This is a genomic window from Natrinema pallidum DSM 3751, assembly GCF_000337615.1.
Lineage (GTDB): Archaea > Halobacteriota > Halobacteria > Halobacteriales > Natrialbaceae > Natrinema > Natrinema pallidum.
Window position 1 is genome coordinate 38,610 of record NZ_AOII01000091.1, and the last position, 23,539, is coordinate 62,148.

Annotated in this window: 23 protein-coding genes and 1 tRNA gene; 8 read left to right on the forward strand and 16 right to left on the reverse strand. The window is 65.7% G+C overall.

Features of this window, described 5'->3' with window-relative positions; translation table 11 throughout:
• Nucleotides 1-9: 9 nt before the first annotated feature.
• Nucleotides 10-1,260, reverse strand: a complete 1,251-nt coding sequence (gene rbcL / locus C487_RS15845) for a type III ribulose-bisphosphate carboxylase (protein ID WP_049908212.1) — start codon at nucleotides 1,258-1,260, stop codon at nucleotides 10-12.
• 274 nt (nucleotides 1,261-1,534) lie between these two features.
• On the opposite strand from rbcL, the gene C487_RS15850 reads away from it, so the two are divergent.
• Nucleotides 1,535-2,419: a midas domain-containing protein gene (locus C487_RS15850; protein ID WP_049908205.1), complete on the forward strand. Its 885-nt coding sequence runs from the start codon at nucleotides 1,535-1,537 to the stop codon at nucleotides 2,417-2,419.
• A gap of 452 nt (nucleotides 2,420-2,871) precedes the next feature.
• On the opposite strand, the gene sucD is transcribed toward C487_RS15850, so the two are convergent.
• Together sucD and sucC are read right to left on the reverse strand one after the other, a co-directional pair.
• Nucleotides 2,872-3,744, reverse strand: coding sequence for a succinate--CoA ligase subunit alpha (gene sucD, locus C487_RS15855; RefSeq protein ID WP_006186836.1), 873 nt, complete (start codon nucleotides 3,742-3,744; stop codon nucleotides 2,872-2,874).
• A complete protein-coding gene (gene sucC / locus C487_RS15860) occupies nucleotides 3,741-4,892 on the reverse strand; it encodes an ADP-forming succinate--CoA ligase subunit beta (RefSeq protein WP_006186837.1) in 1,152 nt (383 codons plus the stop codon). The genes sucD and sucC overlap by 4 nt, the downstream gene beginning before the upstream one ends.
• Before the next feature lie 318 nt (nucleotides 4,893-5,210).
• Here sucC and C487_RS15865 point away from each other — a divergent pair, with 318 nt between their 5' ends.
• Nucleotides 5,211-6,083: a UbiA family prenyltransferase gene (locus C487_RS15865; protein ID WP_049908206.1), complete on the forward strand. Its 873-nt coding sequence runs from the start codon at nucleotides 5,211-5,213 to the stop codon at nucleotides 6,081-6,083.
• A gap of 135 nt (nucleotides 6,084-6,218) precedes the next feature.
• Here the strand turns inward: C487_RS15865 and C487_RS15870 are convergent, their stop codons facing one another.
• Together C487_RS15870 and C487_RS15875 are read right to left on the reverse strand one after the other, a co-directional pair.
• Nucleotides 6,219-6,446, reverse strand: a complete 228-nt coding sequence (locus tag C487_RS15870; protein WP_006186839.1) for a DUF5795 family protein — start codon at nucleotides 6,444-6,446, stop codon at nucleotides 6,219-6,221.
• A 350-nt stretch (nucleotides 6,447-6,796) separates the two neighbouring features.
• Complete coding sequence (locus C487_RS15875; protein WP_006186840.1) at nucleotides 6,797-7,594, reverse strand: helix-turn-helix transcriptional regulator; 798 nt, start codon at nucleotides 7,592-7,594, stop codon at nucleotides 6,797-6,799.
• A gap of 179 nt (nucleotides 7,595-7,773) precedes the next feature.
• Here C487_RS15875 and C487_RS15880 point away from each other — a divergent pair, with 179 nt between their 5' ends.
• Entirely contained in the window at nucleotides 7,774-8,103 is a 330-nt protein-coding gene (locus C487_RS15880) for a hypothetical protein (protein WP_006186841.1), read from the forward strand.
• On the opposite strand, the gene C487_RS15885 is transcribed toward C487_RS15880, so the two are convergent.
• The 3 genes from C487_RS15885 to lrp form a co-directional block, all read right to left on the reverse strand.
• Nucleotides 8,100-8,873, reverse strand: coding sequence for an MOSC domain-containing protein (locus C487_RS15885; RefSeq protein WP_049908207.1), 774 nt, complete (start codon nucleotides 8,871-8,873; stop codon nucleotides 8,100-8,102). The genes C487_RS15880 and C487_RS15885 overlap by 4 nt on opposite strands.
• A gap of 136 nt (nucleotides 8,874-9,009) precedes the next feature.
• Nucleotides 9,010-9,264, reverse strand: a complete 255-nt coding sequence (locus C487_RS15890; RefSeq protein ID WP_006186843.1) for a HalOD1 output domain-containing protein — start codon at nucleotides 9,262-9,264, stop codon at nucleotides 9,010-9,012.
• 129 nt (nucleotides 9,265-9,393) lie between these two features.
• Nucleotides 9,394-9,849, reverse strand: a complete 456-nt coding sequence (gene lrp / locus C487_RS15895) for an HTH-type transcriptional regulator Lrp (protein ID WP_006186844.1) — start codon at nucleotides 9,847-9,849, stop codon at nucleotides 9,394-9,396.
• Between the two features lie 245 nt (nucleotides 9,850-10,094).
• Between lrp and C487_RS15900 the strand changes: the two genes are divergently transcribed.
• Nucleotides 10,095-10,412, forward strand: coding sequence for a hypothetical protein (locus tag C487_RS15900; RefSeq protein ID WP_006186845.1), 318 nt, complete (start codon nucleotides 10,095-10,097; stop codon nucleotides 10,410-10,412).
• 194 nt (nucleotides 10,413-10,606) lie between these two features.
• On the opposite strand, the gene C487_RS15905 is transcribed toward C487_RS15900, so the two are convergent.
• Nucleotides 10,607-10,681: transfer RNA gene (locus C487_RS15905), tRNA-Glu, on the reverse strand.
• Between the two features lie 179 nt (nucleotides 10,682-10,860).
• Here C487_RS15905 and C487_RS15910 point away from each other — a divergent pair.
• Together C487_RS15910 and C487_RS15915 are read left to right on the forward strand one after the other, a co-directional pair.
• On the forward strand, nucleotides 10,861-11,598 hold the full coding sequence (locus C487_RS15910; protein WP_006186846.1) for a fumarylacetoacetate hydrolase family protein: 738 nt from the start codon (nucleotides 10,861-10,863) through the stop codon (nucleotides 11,596-11,598).
• A gap of 72 nt (nucleotides 11,599-11,670) precedes the next feature.
• Complete coding sequence (locus tag C487_RS15915; RefSeq protein ID WP_006186847.1) at nucleotides 11,671-12,369, forward strand: MBL fold metallo-hydrolase; 699 nt, start codon at nucleotides 11,671-11,673, stop codon at nucleotides 12,367-12,369.
• Between the two features lie 108 nt (nucleotides 12,370-12,477).
• Here C487_RS15915 and C487_RS15920 read toward each other — a convergent pair whose 3' ends face one another.
• The gene (locus tag C487_RS15920) at nucleotides 12,478-12,783 is read right to left on the reverse strand and encodes a hypothetical protein (RefSeq protein ID WP_006186848.1); all 306 of its coding nucleotides are present in this window, start codon (nucleotides 12,781-12,783) and stop codon (nucleotides 12,478-12,480) included.
• A 248-nt stretch (nucleotides 12,784-13,031) separates the two neighbouring features.
• On the opposite strand from C487_RS15920, the gene C487_RS15925 reads away from it, so the two are divergent.
• The gene (locus tag C487_RS15925; RefSeq protein WP_006186849.1) at nucleotides 13,032-14,384 is read left to right on the forward strand and encodes an Nramp family divalent metal transporter; all 1,353 of its coding nucleotides are present in this window, start codon (nucleotides 13,032-13,034) and stop codon (nucleotides 14,382-14,384) included.
• A 62-nt stretch (nucleotides 14,385-14,446) separates the two neighbouring features.
• The gene (locus C487_RS15930; protein WP_152422524.1) at nucleotides 14,447-15,439 is read left to right on the forward strand and encodes a zinc ribbon domain-containing protein; all 993 of its coding nucleotides are present in this window, start codon (nucleotides 14,447-14,449) and stop codon (nucleotides 15,437-15,439) included.
• Nucleotides 15,440-15,546: 107 nt separating this feature from the next.
• Here C487_RS15930 and C487_RS15935 read toward each other — a convergent pair whose 3' ends face one another.
• From C487_RS15935 to C487_RS15960, 6 genes are all read right to left on the reverse strand, one after another.
• Nucleotides 15,547-16,638 carry a DNA topoisomerase IV subunit A gene (locus tag C487_RS15935; protein WP_006186851.1) on the reverse strand — a complete coding sequence of 364 codons (1,092 nt, stop codon included), beginning with the start codon at nucleotides 16,636-16,638 and terminating at the stop codon, nucleotides 15,547-15,549.
• Complete coding sequence (locus C487_RS15940; protein WP_006186852.1) at nucleotides 16,635-19,106, reverse strand: DNA topoisomerase VI subunit B; 2,472 nt, start codon at nucleotides 19,104-19,106, stop codon at nucleotides 16,635-16,637. Before C487_RS15940 ends, C487_RS15935 begins: the two co-directional genes overlap by 4 nt.
• A 119-nt stretch (nucleotides 19,107-19,225) precedes the next feature.
• A complete protein-coding gene (locus tag C487_RS15945; RefSeq protein ID WP_006186856.1) occupies nucleotides 19,226-19,582 on the reverse strand; it encodes a DsrE family protein in 357 nt (118 codons plus the stop codon).
• A 151-nt stretch (nucleotides 19,583-19,733) separates the two neighbouring features.
• Complete coding sequence (locus tag C487_RS15950; RefSeq protein WP_006186857.1) at nucleotides 19,734-21,158, reverse strand: dihydrolipoyl dehydrogenase; 1,425 nt, start codon at nucleotides 21,156-21,158, stop codon at nucleotides 19,734-19,736.
• Between the two features lie 107 nt (nucleotides 21,159-21,265).
• The gene (locus C487_RS15955; RefSeq protein ID WP_006186859.1) at nucleotides 21,266-22,270 is read right to left on the reverse strand and encodes a hypothetical protein; all 1,005 of its coding nucleotides are present in this window, start codon (nucleotides 22,268-22,270) and stop codon (nucleotides 21,266-21,268) included.
• A complete protein-coding gene (locus C487_RS15960; RefSeq protein WP_006186860.1) occupies nucleotides 22,267-23,526 on the reverse strand; it encodes a hypothetical protein in 1,260 nt (419 codons plus the stop codon). Before C487_RS15960 ends, C487_RS15955 begins: the two co-directional genes overlap by 4 nt.
• Nucleotides 23,527-23,539 lie beyond the last annotated feature (13 nt).

A 23,539-nucleotide genomic window follows, 5' to 3' on the forward strand; every position in this document is an offset into this window, starting at 1 on the left:
TCCGAACCGTTACCGCGGCGTCTCCGCGCCCCACTTCTCGAGGGCCGTCGCCAGTTCCGCGTGGTCGTCGGCGTAGGTCTCGAGGTCCGTGCCCGCCATCGAGGCCTCGACGGACTGTCGGAGCGCTTTCGCACCCGCGTGCGTGCCGTCCGGGTGGCCGTGGACGCCGCCGCCGGCTTGCACGATGATGTCGGTCCCCAGCGCGTCGATGAGTTGATCGACCACGCCGGGATGCAGTCCACCGGAGGCGACCGGGAGGACGGGCCTGAGGCCGTGACAGTCGCTCGTGAGCCACGCGTTGATCCCCGGCGTGTCCTCGTTCGCGAGCTTTCCCAGCCCCGCGGTCCCGGTGTGGATGTGGTCGACGCCACAGAGGCGAGCGATCTGGGCGATGACGCGCATCGACACCCCGTGGTAGTCCAGTCGGTCGAAGGCGGCGTGCATCGCGCGGTGGGCGTGGATCGCCAACCCGTGGTCCTCGCAACGCTCCCGAACCGACTGGACGGCCGCCCAGCCGCAGGTAATCACGTCGACCATGACGAACCCGCCGCCGTGTTCGGCGACGAGATCGACCCGCTCGAGCATCTCTGTGGTCTCGGCGGTCACGTTCACGAGGTAGTCCTTGCGCTCGCCGGTCTCCTCCTGGGCGCGGTCGCGGGCGGCGAGGCTCTCGGCGAGTCGGTCCGCGAATGGGTTAAACGCCTGGTCAGTGAGATTTTCGTCGTCTTTCAGCAGGTCGATGCCGCCGCGCCAGGCCTCCTCGCCGATGCGGGCGTGGGCGTCGGTCGAGAGGCCCACCTTGGGTTTCGGCACCGTCGCCAACACCGGCCGCTCGCCCGCGTCCAGTTTCTCGCGCGCGACGCTCGGCCCGAACTGCGGGCCCGGAAACCCGCCCGCGATCGATTCCGGCCAGTCACAGTCCTCGAGTCGGATCGAGTCGACGGCTTTCATCCCCAGGATGTTGCCGGCGATACACGAGAGGATCTGGGGCATGCTGCCGGCCTCGAACAGCGCGGCCGGGTACGCGACCGTAACCGTCGGTCCGTCAATACCACAGGCGACTGCACCGAGGTCCGTGAGTTCGTCCTCGTCGACGTGTAAGGCGGCCCAGGTGCCGTTCGATGACTCCGAGGCGACGCGACTCGCTGCCGCCTCCATGGACATCCCGTCGGCCGGTTCGATCGTGAATTCACAGACCAGTTCCGTCGCGGCGGGTTCGTATCCGAGGTCCAGAAAGTCGTCGTACTCGATCCCTGTCATGATACCGTCCGACATACGACGCGTCGAGTAATAGTGCTTGTGCCGGCACCCGGCGAGTCGCTACGAACGGGCAATATAGTCCGACTCTCGCCCCGTACAGCGATTCTCACGATCGCCCTCTTTCTCACCCATATTATGCACGATCGTCAACTGTAACCGCCATCGATGGCCGCTAGCGGCCAGTACACTAATATTGCACTTCGCGCATCTATCGCACCGGGAAAAATTCCGAAAATTAAAGTCGTGTGATAATCCAGTAATAGCAAGCGGGTTCATGACAGATAGTACGACAAACAGTCCGGGCGACGGGAGGCTCGACGTGGGTGCGAGCACCGACGAGCTGTTCGGGGACCTCGAGGAAACCGACACGGGAGCCGGGCAGCGGACAGAACGGGTGGACGAGGACGAACCGGACGGGGTCGAAGACAGGACGGCCGCTGAAGTCTTCGATCAGCTCCGTGCTGAAGCCGCGGACGAGGGCGATACCGACGACGTGCTCGCGGACGAAACGCCGGACGACATCATCGCGAGCGCGGCGGAGCCGGAACCCGACCCGGCGATACCCGTCGACGACGAGCTGCGAGCCGACGAGGACGAACTCACGGATCTGCTTCTCACCGGCCGCACGAAAGACGGGGAGTTCCTCTGGGTCGACACCGCTGGTTCCGACGACCGACGGGACGACGACCCCGTCGACTCCACCACCTCCACGAACGAGGGGCTCGACAGCGGCGACGCCGAGCCGCCGACCGTCGAGGCGCAGGCCGACTCGCAGACCGCGACGACGACCCCCGAGACCGCGGACGAGCCATTCGACGGCGACCCCACCCTCGAGAACGGGACGGACAGCCCCGTCGAGCCCGACGCGGCTGCGGTGACCGAAACGGACGCGGAGAGCGACGCCGACACCACACGCGATAGCGACGCCGCTCCGGAGACGCCGTCGGACGCGACTGCCGACTCGTCGGTCCAGAGCGACGAATCGGAGTCGCGTCTCGAGGACGGGGTGGACGCGTCCGCGGTCGACGGTCCCGACACGGCCGACCGCGACACCGACGCCGGAGGGGGCGAGACCGATATCGATGCGTCCGAGGCCGAGTCCGCGGCCGACGACGGCTCGGCGGGACTGCTCGGACGAGTGCGGTCGCTGTTCGGCTGATCGTCCGAGCCCGTCGAACGCGCGCCGCCGACCCGCCGTCCGGTCGGTGAGACTCACGACGTCCGTATCGCGACAGCTTGGAACCAACCCGTTGGTCCGATCGTCCCCGCCTCGAGTCCGATCAGACCTCGGGATGCCACGCGAGCCCGTTCCGTCGAACCGGAGACGCTTTTGCACCACACGCCGGACACTGCGTCCCGCCGGTCGTCCGGGTCGTCCGCTCCGGGATGTCCGCGGAGCCACAGCGATCGCATTCGAGCCGGACCGGCATACCACAGTGACGCGCTGGACGACCATGATCTGCTGCGGAAAGCGACGAGGAGCCGGCACCGGGCGGTCACAGTACTGGACGCAGGACCCGCCGCCGCTCGAGTCGGCTCGAAAAAGGACGCGAGACCGCAACCGGTCGCCCGCGATTGCGGTCGGGTCGTTGCGTACGCGAGACGGGCTAGTTACGCGAGGAACTCTTCGATGTGATCGGCGACTTCTTCGGGGGTGTCGCCGACGGGGACGCCGGCGTCGTTGAGGGCGCTAATCTTGCTCTCCGCGGTTCCCGTGCCGGAGCCGGAGACGATCGCACCGGCGTGGCCCATCCGCTTGCCCGGCGGTGCGGTGCGGCCGGCGATGAAGCCAGCGACCGGCGTGTCGACGTACTCGTCGATGAACGCGGCTGCTTCCTCCTCGTCTTCGCCGCCGATCTCCCCGCACATGACGATGGCGTCGGTGTCGGGGTCGTCCTCGAACAGCTCGAGGGCGTCGACGAAGTCGGTCCCGATGATCGGGTCGCCGCCGATGCCGATGGCGGTCGTCTGGCCGATCCCGCGATTAGTCAAGCTATCGACGACCTGGTACGTGAGGGTCCCGGAACGGGAGACGAGCCCGACGTTCCCCTCGGCGAAGATGTTGCCGGGGAGAATACCGAGCTTCGCCTCACCGGGCGTGATGAGACCGGGACAGTTCGGGCCGATGAGTCGGGTCTCCGTCTCGGAGAGGCGCTTGTTGACGCGCGCCATGTCCTGGGTCGGGATGCCCTCCGTGATGGCGACCGCGAGGTCGAGTTCCGAGTCGAGCGATTCGAAAATCGCGTCGCCGGCAAAGGCCGGCGGAACGAAGATCACGGACGTGTCAGCGTTCTCCTCGTCGACGGCCTCGTGGACCGTGTCGTAGACCGGCACGCCGCTGACCTCCTGGCCGCCCTTGTCGGGGACCGCGCCGGCGACGACGTTGGTGCCGTACTCCATCATCTGTTCGGCGTGGAACTTGCCTTCCCCGCCGGTGATGCCCTGTACCACGACGCGCGTGTCGTCGTCGACTAGTACGCTCATTGGTCGTTCACCTCCCCAGCGTACTCGACAGCACGCTGAACCGCGTCCTCGAGGGTCTGCTCGACCGTCACGAGGTCCTCGTTGAGAATCTCCATGCCTTCCTCCCAGTTCGTGCCGGCCAGTCGGACGACGACCGGCTTGGGGATCTCGTCGAACTGCTCGAGCGCCTCGTTGATCCCGCGGGCGACCTCGTCGCCCCGGGTAATTCCGCCGAAGATGTTGAAGACGACCGAATCGACGTTATCGTCGGAGAACACCATGTCGAGCGCGTTCGCGATCCGGGCGGCCTTCGCGCCGCCACCCACGTCGAGGAAGTTGGCGGGCTGGCCGCCGTAGTGGTCGACCAAGTCGAGCGTCGTCATCACGAGTCCGGCACCGTTGCCGATGATGCCGACGTTGCCGTCCAGCCGGACGTAGTCGAAGCCGTACTCGTCGGCCTTCTGCTCGAGTTCGTCGCCGCCGGCGGCTTCCTCTTCCATCTCGGCGAGTTCGGGCTGGCGGAACAGGGCGTCCTCGTCGATGTTCATCACGGCGTCGGCCGCGATGACCTCGTCGTCGGCCGTGACCATCAGCGGGTTGATCTCGGCGTCGGCCCCATCCTTGTCGTCCCAGAGCTGGTAGAGCGTGGTGAGGACGCTCGAGACATCGCGCGCGACCGACTGGTCGACACCGGCGTCGTAGACGGCCTTTCGGGCCTGATAGGGATGCATTCCGAAGGAGGGGTCGATGTGCTCGCGAGCGATGGCGTCGGGGTCCTCCTCGGCGACTTCCTCGATGTTGACGCCGCCTTTGGTCGAAACCATCGCGACGGGCTTGCCCTCGCCGCGGTCCATCGTGATCCCGACGTAGAGTTCGTTGACGAAGTCGACCGCTTCCTCGACGAGGACCCGATCGACGTGATATCCCTTCAGGTCCATGCCGAGGATGGAGTCGGCCGCTTCTCGGGCCTCGTCCGCGTCCTCGACGAGTTTAATTCCGCCGGCCTTCCCACGGCCGCCGACCTGTACCTGCGCTTTTACCGCTACTGGGTACCCGATCTCCTCGGCCGCGGATACCACACCGTCGACGTCGGACGCGAGTTGCGAGTCCGGCGTCGGAATCCCGGCATCGGCGAAGACGGTCTTCGCCTGATACTCGTGTAATTTCATGCCATTCGAACGGGCGTGCCGACCTTGCTTAAATCATGCCAGTTTCCACTCGCCGCGGGCGTTCCATCGACGCGCATCAACGATACCGGGCACGTCACGGCCGTACCGTTTTCCCAGTCGCCCTCTTTGTGTAGGTTCTCAACTGAACTCGGGTGTGATGTACCCGCACGTCCGGACTCCGGGCGGATACCTCGCGCTGAGAGGGCGTCCGATCGCTCGAACGGGTTCCGTTCCGGGGTCGAACGCGAGCGGTCGACGGAAGCCGACACAGCATTCAAACGTCGCCTCTCCTAAGGTCACGGACAAGGGGCACCCGCCGTGAGAAATTCCACTGCGACGCATCGACCACCGGGCTGGGTAACATCGGTCAAGACCGGGCTCCGCCTGTTGGTCCATAGCAACCTCTTCATCTCGCTTGCGACGGTTAGCGTCGCCGTGACGACTGTTCTTCTCGCGGACCTGCCACTCGAGCCCCTGCCGCTGTTCATCGTCTTTGCGGCGACGATGTTCGTCTACACCGTCAATCGATTTACCGATCTCGAGGAGGACGAGCGGAACGTTCCACAGCGCGCGGCGTTTACCAGGCGGTACGGAACGCTCTGGTTGGCCGCGGGGGTCGGCCTCTACGTCGCCGCAGTCGGAATCGCCGTCGCGGTCGGAGTTCCCGGCGCGGTGTACATGTTCCTCCCGCTCGTGGTCGTGCTCCTGTACTCCGTCGGCGGGGTCAAGCAACTCTTTCTCGTGAAGAACCTCGTGGTCGGATTCGCCTGGGGCGCGATTCCGCTCGGCGTCGGCTACTACTACGGTCAGTTGCGCTCGCCGGCGATCCTGTTTCTGTTCGGGTATATCACGATCATGATCACCATCGCCGCGGTGATCTTCGACGTGAAAGATATCGAAGGGGACCTCGCGGAGGGCATCCCGACGGTCCCCAACCTGTTCGGCCCGCGCTGGACCCGTCTCCTGTCGTTGGTGGCGACCGTCGCCGTCGCCGCGGCGGTGATCGCCCTCGTCGCCGGCGGCGCGATTGCACACGAGTTCCTCGTCGTGCTCGCGATGAACGCCTACGTCTGTGCGTACATCCCCTTCGCGACCACCGATCGCGGGCCGCTGTATTACGGGTTCGTCGTCGACGGCGAACACGTCTTCCTCGCGGCCGTCGTCGCCGCGCTCGAGTGGCTGATCTGGTAGCGGCGACGCTCGACGCGACACGCACTGGCAGCATCGCGACGTTTCGAAAGGGCACGAACCGCGTTCCGTCCGGCGGCGAGTGCCACGAGGACAGCGATCGCTATCGGTCGGCCGTCGACACTCGGCTCGGGCGACTCAGTCGCGGTCGGCTTCGCTCCAGTCGCAGTCCTGGCACTTCCAGCCGGTGACGAGTTCGGTGACCGACGGCATGTAGACGACCTGCAGGACGTTCCCGGCACACTCCGGGCACTCCTCGTCGGCCTCCTCGATCGAGTCGACCTCCATCACGGCGTCGCCCTCGACGAGTTCCGCGAGTTTTTCGGCCGTCACCATTCGTCCCTGAACGACGCGATTCTCGCTCACACTCGGGCTACCGGACGCGATGCCCTAAGCGTTTCCTGATCCGGTCGTCGCCTCGAGCGAGACCGGTTGGGGTTGGGGCAGGGTCGGAGTGAGTCACGATCGAGAAACGAAGCGGTTCCGACGGGTCGGAACCTGGGCCGGCGTCGCGGCGGCCCTCGCTATCGTCCGCCCGCCGGCATCCCCCATCCAGTAGCCGTCAGCGGCGTCCGAGAGCGCGCTCGAGAGTCTCCACCTACCGCACTCGTAGGTGCCGAGTGGAAGTGATATCAGTGTATCCCACACAGTCTGTGCACGGCGTGCACGCACCGCGGTCGCGGACCGGCCAGTAGTGACCCGCCGATCGTCGGCGGCTACTCGGCACCGTCCATCGCCGTCGCGCGCCGGTCGAGGGCTTCGAATCGATCGACCGCCCACTCCCAGACTCGCGTATCGGTCGATTCGAGAAGCGCCGTCGGGAGCCCGTTCTCGTCGTGGACGCCGATCTGAACCGCGTCGTCGACGATCCCCAGATAGAACGGGACCTCGTCGGCGACGACCGCGACGGCAAGCGACTCGGCGTCGGCCATCGCCGCGAACGTCTCCGCGACCGACGGCTCCGTCCGCAGCGTCTCCGCGACCGACTCCGTGACTAGCAACTCGAAGACGGCCCCCGATTCGAGTGCCTCTCGCGACGCCTCGAGCGGTTTCGCCGCCGTCGCCGGCAGCACGGCCCTGACGTGCTCCGCGTCGGCGAGACTCGCCGCGCGGTACTCGGTCGGCGCGTAGGGGTTCGCCGTCGTGGACTCGACGACCGTCGCGTCGACCAGCCCCTCGAGATCGAAGCCGAGTTCGATCGCCGGAATCCGCTCGAGCACCGGCCGCAGCCGAACCATCGCGTCGACCCGGTCCAGCGTTTTCGTCACCGCGCCCGTCGCGAGGGCCCCGGCCGACGTGAGTTCGTACCGTCGACCCCGTTCGCGGAGCAGGCCGCGTTCTCCCAATCCATCCAGATTCCGTTGTAGCGTCGTTCGCACGACGTCGACCTCGGCCCGTAGCGCATCCCTCGAGACGGCACCCTCCGCTGCCAGCGTCTCGAGGATCCGTACTCGGGTCGGTGAACGCGCCACGTACTCGAGCGTCTCGATCGCAGCCCCCGTTCGATCACCCATCACGTCTCGGTTCTCCAACCGAGCCCACTTTATCGCACTGGCCACTGCCGGGGAGTTTCGCCCCCGTAACTGCAATCCGAGCGATCGCTATGGCTGAACGCTGTCACCGATCGGGACACTGTGATCGGCCTGTGTCTGCGGGCACAATCGTATAGACGATCACGGCCGAACGACCGGGTATGGAGACGCGATGGGCGACCGTCGACGGTGTCACCCTCGAACTACCGGCCGACAGTACCGTCAACGAGCTCCGGGACGCGCTCTACAAACCCGACGACGCGGTGCTGGTCGCGGTGACGGGTGATCTCGTCTCGGTCGTCCACGACGAGGATCGACGGCTCTCCGAACTGGTCGCCGGCTGTGCCGAGACCTATTACTTCCGGCGGCAGGCCGGTCCCGCGCGAAACGATGTGCTAGCCGCGCCGGAACTCGAGGACGTACTGGCTGCCTCGAGCGACGACCGGGAGGAGGCCGAGACGACGTTTCAGCGGCCCGGCATCGACCACTAGTTCCGGCGGGTTTCGACCGGATCGCCGACGCTGAGCGTCCGGCCGCGATCGGACTCGGGGACGCGTGTGATGATCATCAGCGAGTAGTAGTGATCGAACGCGTCGAGGTCGGCCCACTCGGGAAACGTCGCCTCTCGCTTTCGAACGAACCGCGTTCGGAACTCCTCGATCGGCTCCCCCGTATCGGGATCGCGCCGGGGGACGACACAGCGGCCACAGGGTGTCACCCCGTCGAATCGGACCCCACCGATCTCGAACGCCGGTGCGTCCGCGCCGACGAACCGATCCTCCCAGAACGGGTCGACGCCGGCGATCTCGATGTTTGCTCGGAGTCGTCGTCGCGCACCCTCGACGGTCATCTCGTCGAACCAGGACGCGACCGTCTCGAGCGTCGCCGTACTGATCACCGACGGCCCCATTTCGCGCCGATCGACGAACCCCAGTGACGTGTCCCGCTCGAGCGACAGTTCGACGTCGAAAAACTCGCTGAACCAGGAGGCGGCGGTCCCACGGTCGGACTCGAGATCGAACTGCCGCACCTCGCCGTCGGGCGTCTCGACCGCGAGCAGACCCGTCGCCGGATCGTACTCGGTATCCAGAGCGTGGACGCGCTCGGTCCGTGTGCCGTTGAGAACGTCGCCATCGGTATCGAACAGTGCGAACTCCCTGTCGTGGGCCACCGTCCCGCCGTCGAGGACGTCGGCCGCCTCGAGATCGATGCCGTCCAGCCCCTTCACCGGATACACCCTGAGCCGAGCAAGTCGCGCCATTGCCACCACGTACCGGACGAACCCCTATCAGTCTTCTTTCGATCGGGGTCGGCGTGCAACTCACGGCCGCGGCTCGCGGCCCACCATCGGCGATCGAACGCGTAACCGAGCGATCGCTCGGAGACGACCCCCGTGATCAGTCGATCGTCACGATGGGGTCGTCGCGCTGATCGAACTCGACCGTTATCTCGTGGTCGGCGTAGGAAAACCCGATCCGACCGGCTCGGCGCTCGCCAGATTCGGTCGTCGCAAAGATCGCTGCGAGGGCATCGGGATCGACCGCCTCAAACAACGGCGGTAACGACAGCGGATCGATATCCTCGAGCGTCGCGACGCCGGTGACGATACGCTCGTGGACCTCGTCGGTGTCGACTGCGAGGGATTGGCCCATCGATACCTACCGCCACATCGTGCTATTAATAACTTGCGGAACGATCGATTATTGTGGCTATTACCGAGCCGAACAAGTATTGTCACGTCCCGTTCGCGGTCCGGGTCGGAGACCGCGGTAGTCGGCGGCTTACTCCGTGTCGAGTTCGAACTGTTCGTTCTCCGAGACGGAGTTGAGAACGATGCTCGTATTCGACTGGTTGATATCGGGATCGGTGATCAGCGTCTTGATCTGATCGTTCATATCGTCCGTGTCCTGGAACTTCCCGATGGCGATCACGTCGTAGTCGCCGGTAACCTCGTACACCGAGATCATCTGCCGATGCTCCTTCAGCGTCTCCGTGATCTCGGGGAGGGCGTTCCCTTCGGCTTTGAATTGCATGACGGCGGTGACATCGTAGCCGACGGCATCGTAGTCGACTTTCGGCGTGTAGCCCTCGATCACACCCTCGTCCTCGAGATCGGAGAGGTGGTTCGAGACGGTCGTGACGGAGACGTCGAGTTCCTCGGCGAGGCTTCGCAGACTCGCGCGGCCGTCGTCGAGCAGTTCGTTGACCAGATCGGAATCCAAGTGTTCGTAGGTCATTGTCCGATATAAATTCCCCCACGTACTAGGGGTTTACGAATATCCAGTTCTATCCGGTACTATTGAGACGGTGTTGCGATGTGTGCGGACGAGTCGTGGGAGGGCTGAATTAGTGATCGAGACCCGACCAACCTTCGCGGTCGCTCGCCGAAAACACCACTCCATCTCGGTGTCCGATGGACGCGTCTATAACTCGTGAACAATTCAATGAGTGCGGTCATAGAGACCGAGACGAAACGACCCGTATGACCGTCCTACTCGTCGGGGCAGTCCTTGTGCTCTGCCTCCTTCCGTCGCTGCTCTTCCTCGGGTTCTGGAACGGACTCGTCCGCATGCAACGGCGGTCACTGATCGCTCGAACGAGTTCCCGTGCGGGCTACTCCGACCCGACCGTCACGTGGAGCGACGTCATCGACGCGTCCACCGATCCACGACACCACCTCCTTGCGGCCCCGTCCGAACCGCAGTCGACGACCACTCGTGACGGGCAATGTGCCGCGTGTGCCACAGCAAACGACTCGATCGCGTCGTTCTGTCGCAACTGTGGCCGCACACTCGAGTGAGACGGCCGACCGCCGCTCACGGAGGCGGTCGCCTCGTCGCTTCCTACCGGCCACGCGGACGGATCGCACCCGTGAACTATCTCGAGAGCGGACTCGAGGCGTCCTGAAAATGAAAATCGCCTCGCTCGGATGTCCGTGTACTTCAATTACCGGAGCGTTCGCTTTCCGTTTCGTTACGTCGATCCACAGGAGAGTGCTCCGTCTGGGATTTGAACCCAGGTCATCGGCTCGAAAGGCCGAAATGATTGGCCGGACTACACCAACGGAGCGTGCTTCGCAACTGGTTGTTGCCGAGGCCTAATGAAAAACGTTCCGTTCCGATCCAGCAGTGGTACGAGATCACGCACGCTAACCCGTTATTTCGCCGACAACAGACGGTGGCACCTGATCGGCCGGGCAACCCCACACCACCTCAATCCTTTTCATCTCCTGTGCCCATTCCACCGACATGAAATACGTCCGCTTTCGCGATCCGGCCGGTGCGGTCCGCCGCGGCGAGTACGAGAACGGGACGGTTCGGTTCGGCACCGAGCGCTACGCGCTCGAGGACGACGATATCGATATCCTCCCGCCGTCGGAGCCCTCGAAGGTCGTTTGCATCGGGAAGAACTACGCCGAGCACGCCGCGGAGTTCGACTCCGAGGTTCCCGACCGCCCGATGCTGTTCCTGAAGCCACCGAACGCGCTCGCGGCCCACGGCGACACCGTGTCCCTGCCCGCGGGAAAGGACCGGATCGACCACGAGGCCGAACTCGGCGTCGTCATCGGTGAGCAGTGCCGGCACGTCCCCGAGGACGACGCGATGGAGGTCGTGGAAGGGTTCACCTGCGTCAACGATCTTTCGAATCGCGACGACCAGCGCCAGGAGCGAAACTGGATTCGCGGCAAGGCGTTCGACGGCGCTGCGCCCATGGGACCCGTACTCGCGACGCCCGACGAAGTACCCGCCGACGCGTCGGTGCGGACGCGAGTCAACGGCGAGACGAAACAGGACGGCTCCCGCGAGCAACTCATCTTCTCGATCCCGGAACTGATCGCCGAGATCACGACCTACCTCACCTTGGAGCCCGGCGACGTGATCGCGACCGGCACGCCCGAGGGCGTCGGACCCCTGTCCGACGGCGACGAGATCGAGATCGAAGTCGAGGGCGTCGGCACGCTCGAGCACGCAGTCCGGATTCCCTGAGTTGCGAGCCGCGAACCGAGCCGTCGACGCGATCGGTGAACCCTTTTCGGGTCGCTCGAGGAACCACTAGGCATGACGGTACGATTCGACGCGGTAACGCTCGAGTGGGTCGGCCTCGCGACCGTCAGACTCGAGGGAGAGACCGGTGCGGTCGTCTACACGGACCCCGGTCCGGAACGAGCCGGCGTTCTGGACGGGTCCGAGCCTCGAGACGGGGATCTGATCCTCGTTTCTCACGGCCACCACTACGATCCCGAATCGATTCGGCGGGTCGCTCGCGATGACGCGCTGGTCGTCGTCCACGAATCGATCGACGCGAGCGAGGGCAGCAGCGAGCGACCCGAGGACCTGCCGTTCGATGTCGAACGCGTCCGCGCGGACGAGTCGTTCGTTCTCGGACCGCTCGACCTATTCACGACGCCGGCGTACAACGACCCCGACGGACCGCGCACGGACGACGAGGGCGTGCCCTATCATCCCGACGGTCGAGGCTGTGGCTTCGGCATCACGATCGACGGTGTTACCACGTTCTGGCCCGGCGATACCGATGTCCACGGCTTTCACGACACTGTGACCGTCGATTGCTTCCTCCCGCCGATCGACGGAACGGTCACGATGGATCGCCACGAAGCCGCGTTGTTGGCCGAACGGATCGATCCCGACCTCGTGGTCCCGATCCGCTACGATACCGTTCCCGAGATCGAAGCCGACGCCGACGCGTTCGTCGTCGACGTCGCGAGGCGCGGGATTCCGGTCGCCCTCGACGAATAAACGGCGCGGACGGCCGCGCCGAGAGCGCGTACCTCTCGAGCGACGAACGCGGTTGCTGCGGTCGACACGGACGGTTGGCGGTGGTCGGAAAACATCCTTGTGGTGCGATTAGACGCCCAGTCGCGACCAGACGAACACCGCGACACCGACGAGTACCACCACTGCGAACGCCGCCCACTGCCCGAACTCGGTGTCCGCGATCGGTGCGAACGGATCGACGAGACCGGTCCCTTGCAGGAGGCCCAGCCCGAGCACCACCATGGCCCCGATGGCGATGAGACCGATCGTGACGCCCTCCTTTACCATCCACGCCGTTTCGTCGGCCTCCTGGGCGGGGGAGGTCGTCGGCTCGTCGATCGCCTCCTCGTCGGGCTCGCTGTGCAACGGCCGTTCGCTGTCGTTGTCGTCGGCCATATCACGAGTCTAGCCGAGAAGAGCCGCCACAGACGGGAACCGGTTGCACCTGCAGTCACAGGGCACCGACGGGAGACCCAGCCATCTCGCCGACCTCAGTGGTACCGATCCGCAAGTCGCACGATATAAGTGGCCCGTGGGAAATCCTTCGACACCCATGATGTTTGTTACCATTGTCGGAGAGACGATTCGACTCGCCCCCGCGTTCCCGGGCGCTGAGAGGACATCCGGGGCGATCGGTGATTCGGATGAGCGGTGAGGAGACGACGGTCCCCGAACCGGACCTCGAGTACCCCGAGCGGGACTGGCGGGGGTTTTTCAGGGAACACTTCGGCCCGTCGATGCTGTGGGCCCTCATCAGTATCGGTGGGAGCCACATCGTGCTCGCGCCTACCCTCGGCGGGACCTTCGGGATCGTCGCGATCTGGATGTTCGGGCTCATCTACGCCGCGAAGTACGGGGCCTGGGAGCTCGGCATACGGTACAACTACGGTGCGGGCGCAAACCCGATCGAAGCCTACGACCAACTCCCCGGTCCCAAGAACTGGGCGCTCTGGGTGACGATCCTCGTGTTCACCGGCATGTATACGTTCATCACGGCCAGCGTCGGCATGAGCACGGCCGCGTTCGTCGCCGCGCTCACCCCCGCGTGGTTCACCGCCACCATCGCGTACGTCGTCTTCGTCGGCGGGGCGGGGCTGCTCGTCGTCGTCTCACGCTACAGCCTGCTCGAGACGGCCCTGATCGCCTTTACGATCGCACTTGGCCTTCTCGTCCTCCTGGGCGTGATCGTCGGACCGCCATCGGGCGATATCGTCCGTGGGACCGCCTTTGCAGTGCCCGATCTGACCGGGCCGGTCTTTATCGGCCTGTTCGCCGCCGCCGCTGGTTTCGCGCCGACCGGCTTCAGCACGAGTATCCTGATCGGCAGTTGGAGCATGGCGAAAGGCGAGGGCGCAAGCGAACTCGAGGAGCGCGGGCTCGATCCCGACGACCCGAAGCACCACGACTACATCCGGGCGTGGATCAGGACCGGCCGCCGCGATTTCAACATCGGCTACGCGTTCAGCTTCCTGCTGATCGTCGCCATGGTACTGCTGGCGTCGAGCGTGCTCTACCCGGAGCCGCCGACGGACGCGAATCTCGCCGTCGCGATCGGGGCGATTCTCAGCGACTCCTTCGGCGACTGGTCGTACTACGCCATGCTGCTCGGGGGGTTCGCCGCGCTATACTCGACGGTCATCACGCTGCTCGATGGGGCTGCCCGGGCCACCGGTGACATCCTGCCGATGGCCCTCGAGAACGACGACATCGACAGCGAGCGGGTACGGAAACTCGTCGTCGTCGGCGTCGTCGCCGTCAGCAGCGCGATGGTTCTCGCGCTGGGCGAAGTCCCGGTGACGCTGTTGCTCTACGTCGCCGCAGTGTTAGCGGTCACCGAGATCTTTTTCTACCCGGCCAACTGGTACGTCGTCGAGAAGAACCTGCCAGACCCGTTCCGTCCCTCGCGGGCCTGGCACGCGTACTACATCGTCAGCCTGCTCTTGGTGTTGCTTTTCGGGGCGATGGGTGCCGCGGTTCGACTCGGGATCATCGGCTGACCGTCCGAGTTGGAATTCCGACGGCTCCAAAGAGTTAGTGTCGCAGTCACCGACGCACGACTATGCGCAGTGACCGCCCGCGACGCCGGCGCGACGGCCGAACTGGGTCGCTGTACTGCACCGACTGCGGCGCACCCCTCGAGCCCACGATGCGCTACTGTCCGGACTGTGGCGCGATGATTGCCCGCTCGAGCCGACGGTCGCGGTCGGCGGCGACATCGTTGTCGCGGCCGGGGACCGAACACCGCCCGCGAACGGATACGAGCCGTGAGCCAGCGGGGACGAGCGGCCGCAATTCGAACCCGGCGACAGACCGCGACCGCCTCGAGCGTCGAATCGCCGCCGCCTCGCGGGACGGCTGGCGACTGGAACACGACTTCGGCGACCACGCCGTGTTACTCCGGCGGACGTTCGGTGGCCTGGCCGACCACCTGGCGGTCGCGCTGCTCACCGGTTGGTGGACGATGGGGATCGGCAACGTTCTCTACGGCGCGTACCGATACGTCGACGGTACCGAGCGAACAGTCGTCCGAGCGGAGCCGGTCGATACCGGCCAACCGGACGACACCACGACCGACTCGACCCTGTTCCGGCGGGGGCTCGCAGTCCTCGGATGGCTGCTGGCGGCGCTCCTCGTCGCGATCGGCGTCCAACTGGGGGTCTCTGCCGTGGGCCTCGGTCTGTTCGCGCTCGCACTCGGCCTCGCGATTGCGGCGACGAGCGTGCTCCCGTCGGTCAGTGGCCGCCTCGAGAACCGCCACTCGGTGCTGACGAACGGGCGAACACACACGGTCGACGACCGCACCGTCATCGCCCCCGACGACCCGTGTGCCGCGTGTGCCGGCCCTATCGACCGCGGCCTCGAGCGGCGCTACCGCGCGGAAGTGTGCGTACTGGGCGTGCCGGTGACCGCAACCGGCGGCCGCAACTATTACTGTCGACAGTGTGCGAACGCGGAGTCGGCCGCCACCGCCGCGGGCGAGCATGCGCCGGCCGTGGAACCGGAACCGAACGATTCGTCGGCGGAGCCGAACGCGGAACGGGACCATGTTTGAAATCGCCGTTCGTGGGATTCGACCGTCCCTCGGGACACGCCAGCGATCCCGAGGCGGACTCGATCGCGTCCGAACCGACCCGTCGGGGTTCGACGACCCGCGTCGCCTCAGATAACGCCCATCTCGTCCAGTCGCTCCGGCAGATAGGTTTCGGTCACGAAGTCGAGGCCGTGAGACGCCAGCGACTGCTGTTCGGACTTCTTCCCGAGGTCGAGTTGCAGTTCGATCTGTTCCTCCCAGTAGTCGGTCTGGAACCGCGGGTCCTCGAGTTCGCTCTCCAGGGCGTTGATGTCCGAATCGGAGAGCGGGTCTGTCGGCAGTTCGTACTCGACGATGTCTGCGGGCTGGATGCCGATGAAGTCCGCTTCGGGGGTCGCGAGGTACTCCGAGAGGTGGGCGGACTTGATCGAGCCGTAAGCGACGGAGCCGTAGATGCGGTACGACCACGGGTCGCCGTCGGTAAACACGGTCACCGGGAGCCCGAGTTCGTCGTGGAGTCGCTTTGTGATCCGGCGGGTCGCCCGCGCGGGTTGGCCCTTGAGATGGACGATTAGGGCGTTGTACTGCTCGTCGAACCCGTTCTCGACGAGCCGGTCTCGCATCCCACCGGTTTCGACGGCGAGAATGAAGTCGGCGTCACAGTCGAGAAACTCGATCGTGTCCGGGTTGTTCGGAATCTGGTACCCGCCCTCGCCGACGTCTTCCTGACAGTGGATCTCGCGTTCGCCCCGCCGGGTCTGCTCGCGGAGGTGCAACGGCCCCATGAGGGTCGCCCCGGATTCTTCGGGGCGCATGTGGAAGTCCTCGCGGGTAACCCCGGAGACGATTTCGAGGTCCTCGACCATGCTGTTGGACTCGTCCTGATCGTTGAACTGGGCCTCGTCGTTGTCCCAGCTCTCCGAGAGGTAGTAGAGCTCACGCAGGGTCGACGAGCGGTCCTCCTCGAGCTGGTCGGCGAGGAACTCGATCGTGTAGACCGCTTTCAGGAGCTTTCGCGCGCCGCGGACGGAGTTGGCCGACCGCGTCGACTCGCGGTCGCCGTAAACCCAGACAGCCATCTCCTCGTCGTACTCGATGTTGTTCTTCGTCCGCGTCGGCACGGACATGTGGGGGATCTCGCCCAGTTCGAACTGGTCGTAGAACTGCGCCGCGAGATCGATCAACTGCTCTCTGGCTTCCTGGTTGTCGTCTGCGCTCATTGGTTTACAGTCAGCTTCTCGCTCTCGACGCCTTTGACGTCCAGATCGAACGTCGCGTCGGCCGGTACCTCGTACTCGAGGGCCGCATCGTCGTCGCTTTGTACCTCGGGTTCCCATTTGACGAACCACTCGCCGTCCATCTCGACGGTCGTCGCGCCGTCCGAGAGGGCGGTCGGCTCCGCCGAGACGATGTCGGTGATCTCGAGGGATTCGTTCGTGCTCGAGTTGTTCTCGACGACGACGGAAACGGCCTTTCCGTCGCCGTTTTCGTTCACCTCGCGCTCGACGAGGACGTTGTTCATGATGCGGGCGATCGCGTCGTCGATGTCGGGTTCGTCGCGGCCGGTGACTTCGGCGACTTTTGTGGCCATCTCCGGGAGAATTTTCCCGAGGACGTTCTGTTTCTTCCGGCGCTGTTGCATCGACCGGCGCTTGTTGAGGTAGCTCTTGAGGTCGCGGGCCGCCTCCCGGATCGCAAGCTCGATCTCGTCTTCGATCTCCGGGACGTTCGCGACGGCGTCTTTCGACTCGCTCGTGAAGGGAACGTTCGTCGAGGCGACGTGGATCATGATGACGACCGGCCCGTTCGGCAGACCGGAGCCACCGGGCTGGTCGAGCCCGTAGTTACGCCAGCCGATCGACTTGACCACGTCCGTCGTCGCACAGGCACCGCGCTGATAGACCAGCGGCACTCGGTTGGCGAATCGCATGACGTCGCCGGTGCCCTCCGCCGGTAACTCGCCGCCGTAGGCGATCCCGGCCTCGACGATGAACGGATCGCCGCCGGAGACGCCCGCATCGCGGGTCGCGGAGGCGTAGAAGTCCGCATCGAACTCCTTCTTGAGACCGGCGGTGATGAGGTCCTCGGAGATGGGTGCGAGACACCGCGTCGGCGGTGCCATGATGTCGGTCGCGCGCATCGCATCGACGAGGTCGCTGGTGGCGTCGCGGTCGCCGTCGAGTTCCCGGACGAGCGGCGGGTCGTCGGGGACGGTTGCCATCACGCCCCAGATCGCGTCGGTGACGTTCTCGCGAGCCGTCTCGCCGAAGGAGACATCGTCGTACTCCTCGGTGAGGTCGGCGACCCGGTCGACGTGTTCCCGAAGGTCCGTGCGGGTGAGTCGATGGCGAACGTTCCCGCCGTCCTCCTCGTCGCTCTCGAGTTCGGCGTCGAACTTGGCGGCGAGTCGGTCGGCGAAGGCGTGGATGATCTCGTCGTCCTTGCGGGTACTCGTCGCCTCGTCCGCAAGGTCGTGGAGGTCGGTGACCAGCCGGGAGTCGCCGTCTCCCTCGGCCCCGTCGCCCTCCGTCTCGGCGGCGTCGATCAGTTCGAGCCAGACCGCTTCGACCGCGTTCTCGCGGACGGTGTCGCCGAACGTCGTTCCGTGCTCGTCCTCGACCGCTTCGGCCGCCGATTCGACCGTCTCGAGCAGTTCGTGGTGTGCGATGCGGTCGCGGTCGGCAACTCCATCGGCGATGGCCTCTGCGAACGCCGCCGTCGCCTCGGCACCCTTGTTCGCCGTCGCGTCCTCGACCGCGGCGTGGAGGTCGACGTCCTCATGTGTGGCCGGCGGCCGCCAGCGCATTTCGCGGCCGTAGTAGCGGTCGCGGAACGCGTCGATGATCGACCCGGCCGTCTTCTTCCCGACGCGGGTGAACTCCTCCTGTACGAACCCCGAGACCGTCTGGGAGTCCGTCGCCGTCAGCATCTTCATCACCGTCCCGAGTTCGACGCCGTGGGGGTGGGGCCGGATCTCCTCGGTCTCCTCGGGGAGTTGGTCGGTCGCGCGCTCGAACTTGAAGTGTTCCTGGGGTTCGCGCAACTCGAGGCGGGCGTGGGGGTTGACGACCGCCGTGTGCTTGATGTAGTCGTGAAGTTGCTGGCGGGCGCGCATGTTCGCCTCCATCTCGAGTTCGATGCGCGTCCCGTGGGGGCGATCCCAGGTGGTCGTCTCCTCGACACTGATCTCGGGCTCGTTGCTGTCGGTGTCGACGATGAGTTCGAAGTACTCGGCCTCCTCGGACCCCTGCGTGCGACTGGTGATCTTGGCGGGTTTGCCGCTGGTCAGTTGGGCGTAGAGAACGGCGGCGGAGATCCCGATCCCCTGCTGGCCGCGGGATTGTTCGCGTGCGTGAAAGCGAGAGCCGTAGAGTAGTTTCCCGAAAACCTTCGGGAGCGATTCCTTGGTCAGCCCCGGACCGTTGTCCTCGACGATCAGGCGATAGTAGTCGCCGACTTCCTGAATTTCGACGTAGATATCCGGGAGAATGCCCGACTCCTCGGCGGCATCTAAGGCGTTGTCGACGGCCTCCTTGACGGCCGTGACGAGGCCTCGAGCGCCGCTGTCGAAGCCGAGCATGTGCTTGTTCTTCTCGAAGAACTCGGCGATGGAGATCGACTGCTGGCTCTCGGCCAGCTCCTCGGCGATCCCCGGCTCGTCACCGAGTGTCGACTGGAACGACGTCATCGTCTCCCTGTACTAACGGGGAGGCTAAAAGGTGTGTGCTACCGGAGTGAAAGTGAATCCGCAGCGGCGTTTTCACTGCATCGGTGCCACAAACCGGGACGGTTGCGGGTTCCGCCCGGTTAGTAGGTGATGATCTCGTAATCGTCGTCGATCAGCGAGCGGATGCTTGGGTGGCCCTCGTTGTCGTCGATCGTGACGACCCCGGCATCGTCGATCGCATCCTCGACGCCGAACGCGCCCGCGCAGTAGTCACAGGCCGCCGCTTTGTCGCTGACCGACCGGTAGCGGTCGTGATAGTCGTGGTCCTCGGCTTCCAGTTCCGGAATCCACTGGGTCCCGGCCCCGTCGAAAATGAGTTCGAGGTCGTCGTCGGGGTTCTCGGCGAACCCCCTGGCCGCCTCGAGGCCGTTGACGAGTCGCCCGGTATCGCTGTGCGATTCGGTGCCTGCCAGGATTACGATGGCTGCGTTCGTCATTACGGAGGGAGGGACGCCGGTGAACTACAAAAGGGACCGGCGGTCGTGTGCCGCGGTCGAAGAGCCGTCAACGGCGGCGACTGTCAGTCGACTCGAGGCGTGCGATATCGGGGGCGGAACGCGATGGGCGGTATCAGCCTGCTGGACGGCGTCAGTGATCGTGCCCGTCACCCCGCGTGAACTGCCCCGAAACGGCCCGCTGGACGACCTCCGAGAGTGCGGGGTGGATGTGGACCGAGTCCCGGATGTCCCGAACCGTTCCGGAGCCGGCCGTCATCGCAACGACGACCTCCTGAATCAGATCCGAGGCCCCGGGGCCGATGATGTGACAACCCAGAATCTCGCCCTTGAGGTCGATGATCGGCTTGACGAACCCCTCGGCTTTCATCGCCGACCCGCGGGCGGTCTCCTCGTAGCGGTAGGTGCGCGTGGCGTACTCCCGGTCCGACTCCCGCAACTCCTGCTCGGTCAGTCCGACGCCGGCGACCGCCGGCGAGCCGAAGACGGCAAAGGGCATCGCCGAGTAGTCGACCGGCTCGAGGTCCTCGCCGAACAGGTTCCGCGCGACGGTCCGTGCCTCGTGGTTGGCGTTGTGTTTCAGCAGGTACTCGCCGACGACGTCGCCGAGCGCCCAGACGCCGTCGGCGGTCGTGCGTAGGTACGCGTCCGTCTCGACGAAGCCGGCCGCGTCGGTCTCGATCCCCGCGGCCTCGACGTTCAGCGTGTCGGTGTTGGGGACGCGACCGGCGGCGACGAGCAGTTCGTCGCCGGTGACCGAGACCGTCTCGACGTCGTTCGCCGCATTGCCTCCCGGTTCCGGGAACGGGCGGGCCTCAAGGGTGATCGCGTCCCCTGACTCCACGACGGCGGTGGCCTCGTAACCGGTGTAGACATCGAACCGGTCGGCGTAGCGCTCGGTGAACTCGGCGGCGACCGCCGCGTCGGCGTCGGGAAGCAGGTGCGGCCGACGGCCGACGATCGACACGTCGCTGCCGAAGGTGCCGAAGAAGTGGCCCAGTTCCGCGGCGATGTAGCCGCCGCCGACGATGATCAGGTGGTCCGGCGGGGACTCGAGTTGCAGCGCCTCGCGGCTGGTGAGGTAGTCGACGGCTTCAAGCCCGTCGATCGGCGGGACTGCCGGGCGGGTCCCGGCCGCCACGAGGACGGTGTCGGCAGTGAGCCGTTCGCCGTCGTGGTCGCCGTCGGCGAGTTCGATCGTCCGCTCGTCGACGAACCGGGCCTCGGCCTTGTACAGATCGTGGCGGTCCGACGAGGCGAGGCCGCGCTCGATCGCGTCGGAACTGCTGTGAACGTCCTCGGTGACCTCGCGGACGATCTCGGCGATGTCGACGTCCTCGACGGTCGCGTCGATGTGGAACTCGTCGGCCCGCTCGATCGTCTTCAGGACGTCGGCGTGATACAGCAACTGCTTCGAGGGGATACAGCCGCGGTTCAGACAGGTCCCGCCCAGCCGCCCCTTCTCGACGATCGCGACCGACTGGCCCTGATTCGCCGCCGCGTTCGCCACGTCGAGCCCCGATCCGGAGCCGATGACGAGGAAGTCGTACTCCTCCATAGGCGGAGGACGGCCCCCAACGCAATGAATAGCGGGCCACGCTTCTGCAGGACTCGGGCGGAATCCGCTCCGGTGGTGTCCGAAAACTACCGAAAACCAACCCCGCGCTACTCCTCGACCGGCGGCCACTCCCAGGCGTCCGCCTCGACCACGCCGAGGAGTCGCCGTCGCCGCTCGGTCAGGTCGGCGAGTTCCTCGGCGAAGACCCCGTCGGAGACGGTCGGTATGTCGTCCTCACGCAGGCGCTCGAGGTCCGGCGCTCGCGGAACCGACGGCGCGGGCTCGATGAACGAGTCGTCCAACGTCTCGAGGTAGCTCTGTGCGCTCGAGCGGCCGTTCTCGACGATGGCGGGGTCGAGCCCCTGTCCCTCGGGCATCGCGTACCGGGACAGCATGAGCGCCTCGTCGAGGATCGGGACGGCGACGGCCGAGGCCCGAGAGGCCTGCTCGCTGTGGTAGTAGTGCAGGATCGGGTAGGACTTGTGCTGTTCGGCGAGGGTACTCAGGTCCGCCGCGAGCGACTCGACGGTCAGTTCGAGCCCGCGGAAATCCTCGCCGTTCCAGCCGGTTCGGAGGACCGCTTCGCTGCGGTCGCCCAATCCCGTCACGGTGCTGGCGAAGGAGCGTTTGTCGGCGACGGCACCGAGGACGGTCAGGACGTAGGAGACGCCGAGCGTGACGAAGGCCATTCCGGAGGCCGTCGTGAACGCGCTGGCGACCTCCCAGACGTTACCGCCGTAGACGGGGGTGTAGTCGCCGTTCCCGTCCGTGAACATCGTGTAGGCGACGTAGTAGAACCGCCCCCACCAGTCGGCGGGACCGCCGGTCCGGCTGTTGACGACGGCAAGGGGCTCGCTCGCGAAGACGATCGTCCAGCCGATCCAGATGAGCCCGATCCACGTCGCGAGCGTGAGCATCAGAATGAGGGGACCCGCGAGACTGAGCGCGCGGTTGCGGTCCCCCGTCGCGGCGCGCAGCCCCTTCCAGATCCCCGTCGTGAGCCGGCCCGAGACGGGGCCGGAGCCGCCGTCGACCCACAGCGTCGTCCAGACGATGTCGACGATGCCGGTGACGAGGATGACGACCCCGATAGCGAGATAGAACGGGTTCATTCGACGACCGCTCGCCGCTCGAGGCTCTCGGCCAGCACCTGCGCGATTTCCGCGTTGGTCTCGGGGCTGTAGTGGCCGCCCTCACCGCGTTCGACGTATAGCGACTCGACATCGCCGTCGTCGGGGATGAGATGCGTGGCCATGTCGATCGTCGTCAACGCGTCGTATCGCTCCTCGAGTCGCTCCATCAGGTCGCCGTGGATCGGCCCGTGTTCTGACTCGTAGGTCGCGTACCGGAGTTGCTGGACCAGCACGAACGTCGGCTCGAAACCCCGTTCGGCCGCGTAGTCGACGAACTCCTCGACGAGCGCGTCGAAGAGGAACTCGTGGGTCTCGAACAGCCGCTCGTGATACCGGACGCGGGGCCGTTCGAGCCGCAGCGCCGACTGCGTCTGGGCCAGGTCGAAGTCGATCCCCGGCAGCGACCGGCCGAGCCGGCGCTCGAGTTCCTTCCCGACCGTATACGCTGCGTACCGGACGTGTTCGTTCCGCTCGAGGAAGGCCGCGGTGTAGGGCCGCGTCGCGAAGTGCGGTTTGAACCAGTGATCGTAATGGAAGTCGTACTCCCGGAGGACATCGGCTTTCGACTCGAGGTCGAGCAGGTCCGTCTTCTCGTCGACGGGGCTGTCGATCCGCTCCAACTCGCCGTCCTTGAGGACGTACCGTGGCTTGACCGCGAGGACGTTCCCGAACTCCTGATAGTGTTTCCAGACCGAGAGGATGCGCGCGATCGAGGAGGCGGTGACGACCATGAACACGTGGTCGGTCGGATCGTCCGGATACTGGCGCTTGAGCCGCATGAGCGCCTGGTCGAGGCCGTAGTTCCCGCCGCCGTAGTTGGCGACGTGAGTGTCGAGTTCCGCCGCGAGGTAGTGCTGGAACGTCTCGTCGTTGTCGACCTCCCGGCAGAAGCAGTAGGAGTCGCCGTACGTCGAGACGGTGAGTTCGGCGTCGGGGTCGCGCTCTGCCGCCGGACAGACCCGGCTCGCGTACTCGTCGGTGGCGTAGGTCACGACGCTCCGGACCTCCTCGCCGGGAAGGTGGTCGCCGGTGTCTTTCTGTTTTTCCCGATTCGGCTGGGGACACCAGCCCAGTTCGGGGTCGAAACTGCTGAACTTCCCCAGTAACTCCCGGTCGATCTCGGGGAACTCCTCGGTAGCGACCGAGGGAATCAGTTCGAGCGCCCGGTACGACACGACCTCGAGGACCACCGCACAACCGACGAGAACGAGCACGCCGGCGACGAGCGGAAGCATCGGCCCATCCTAC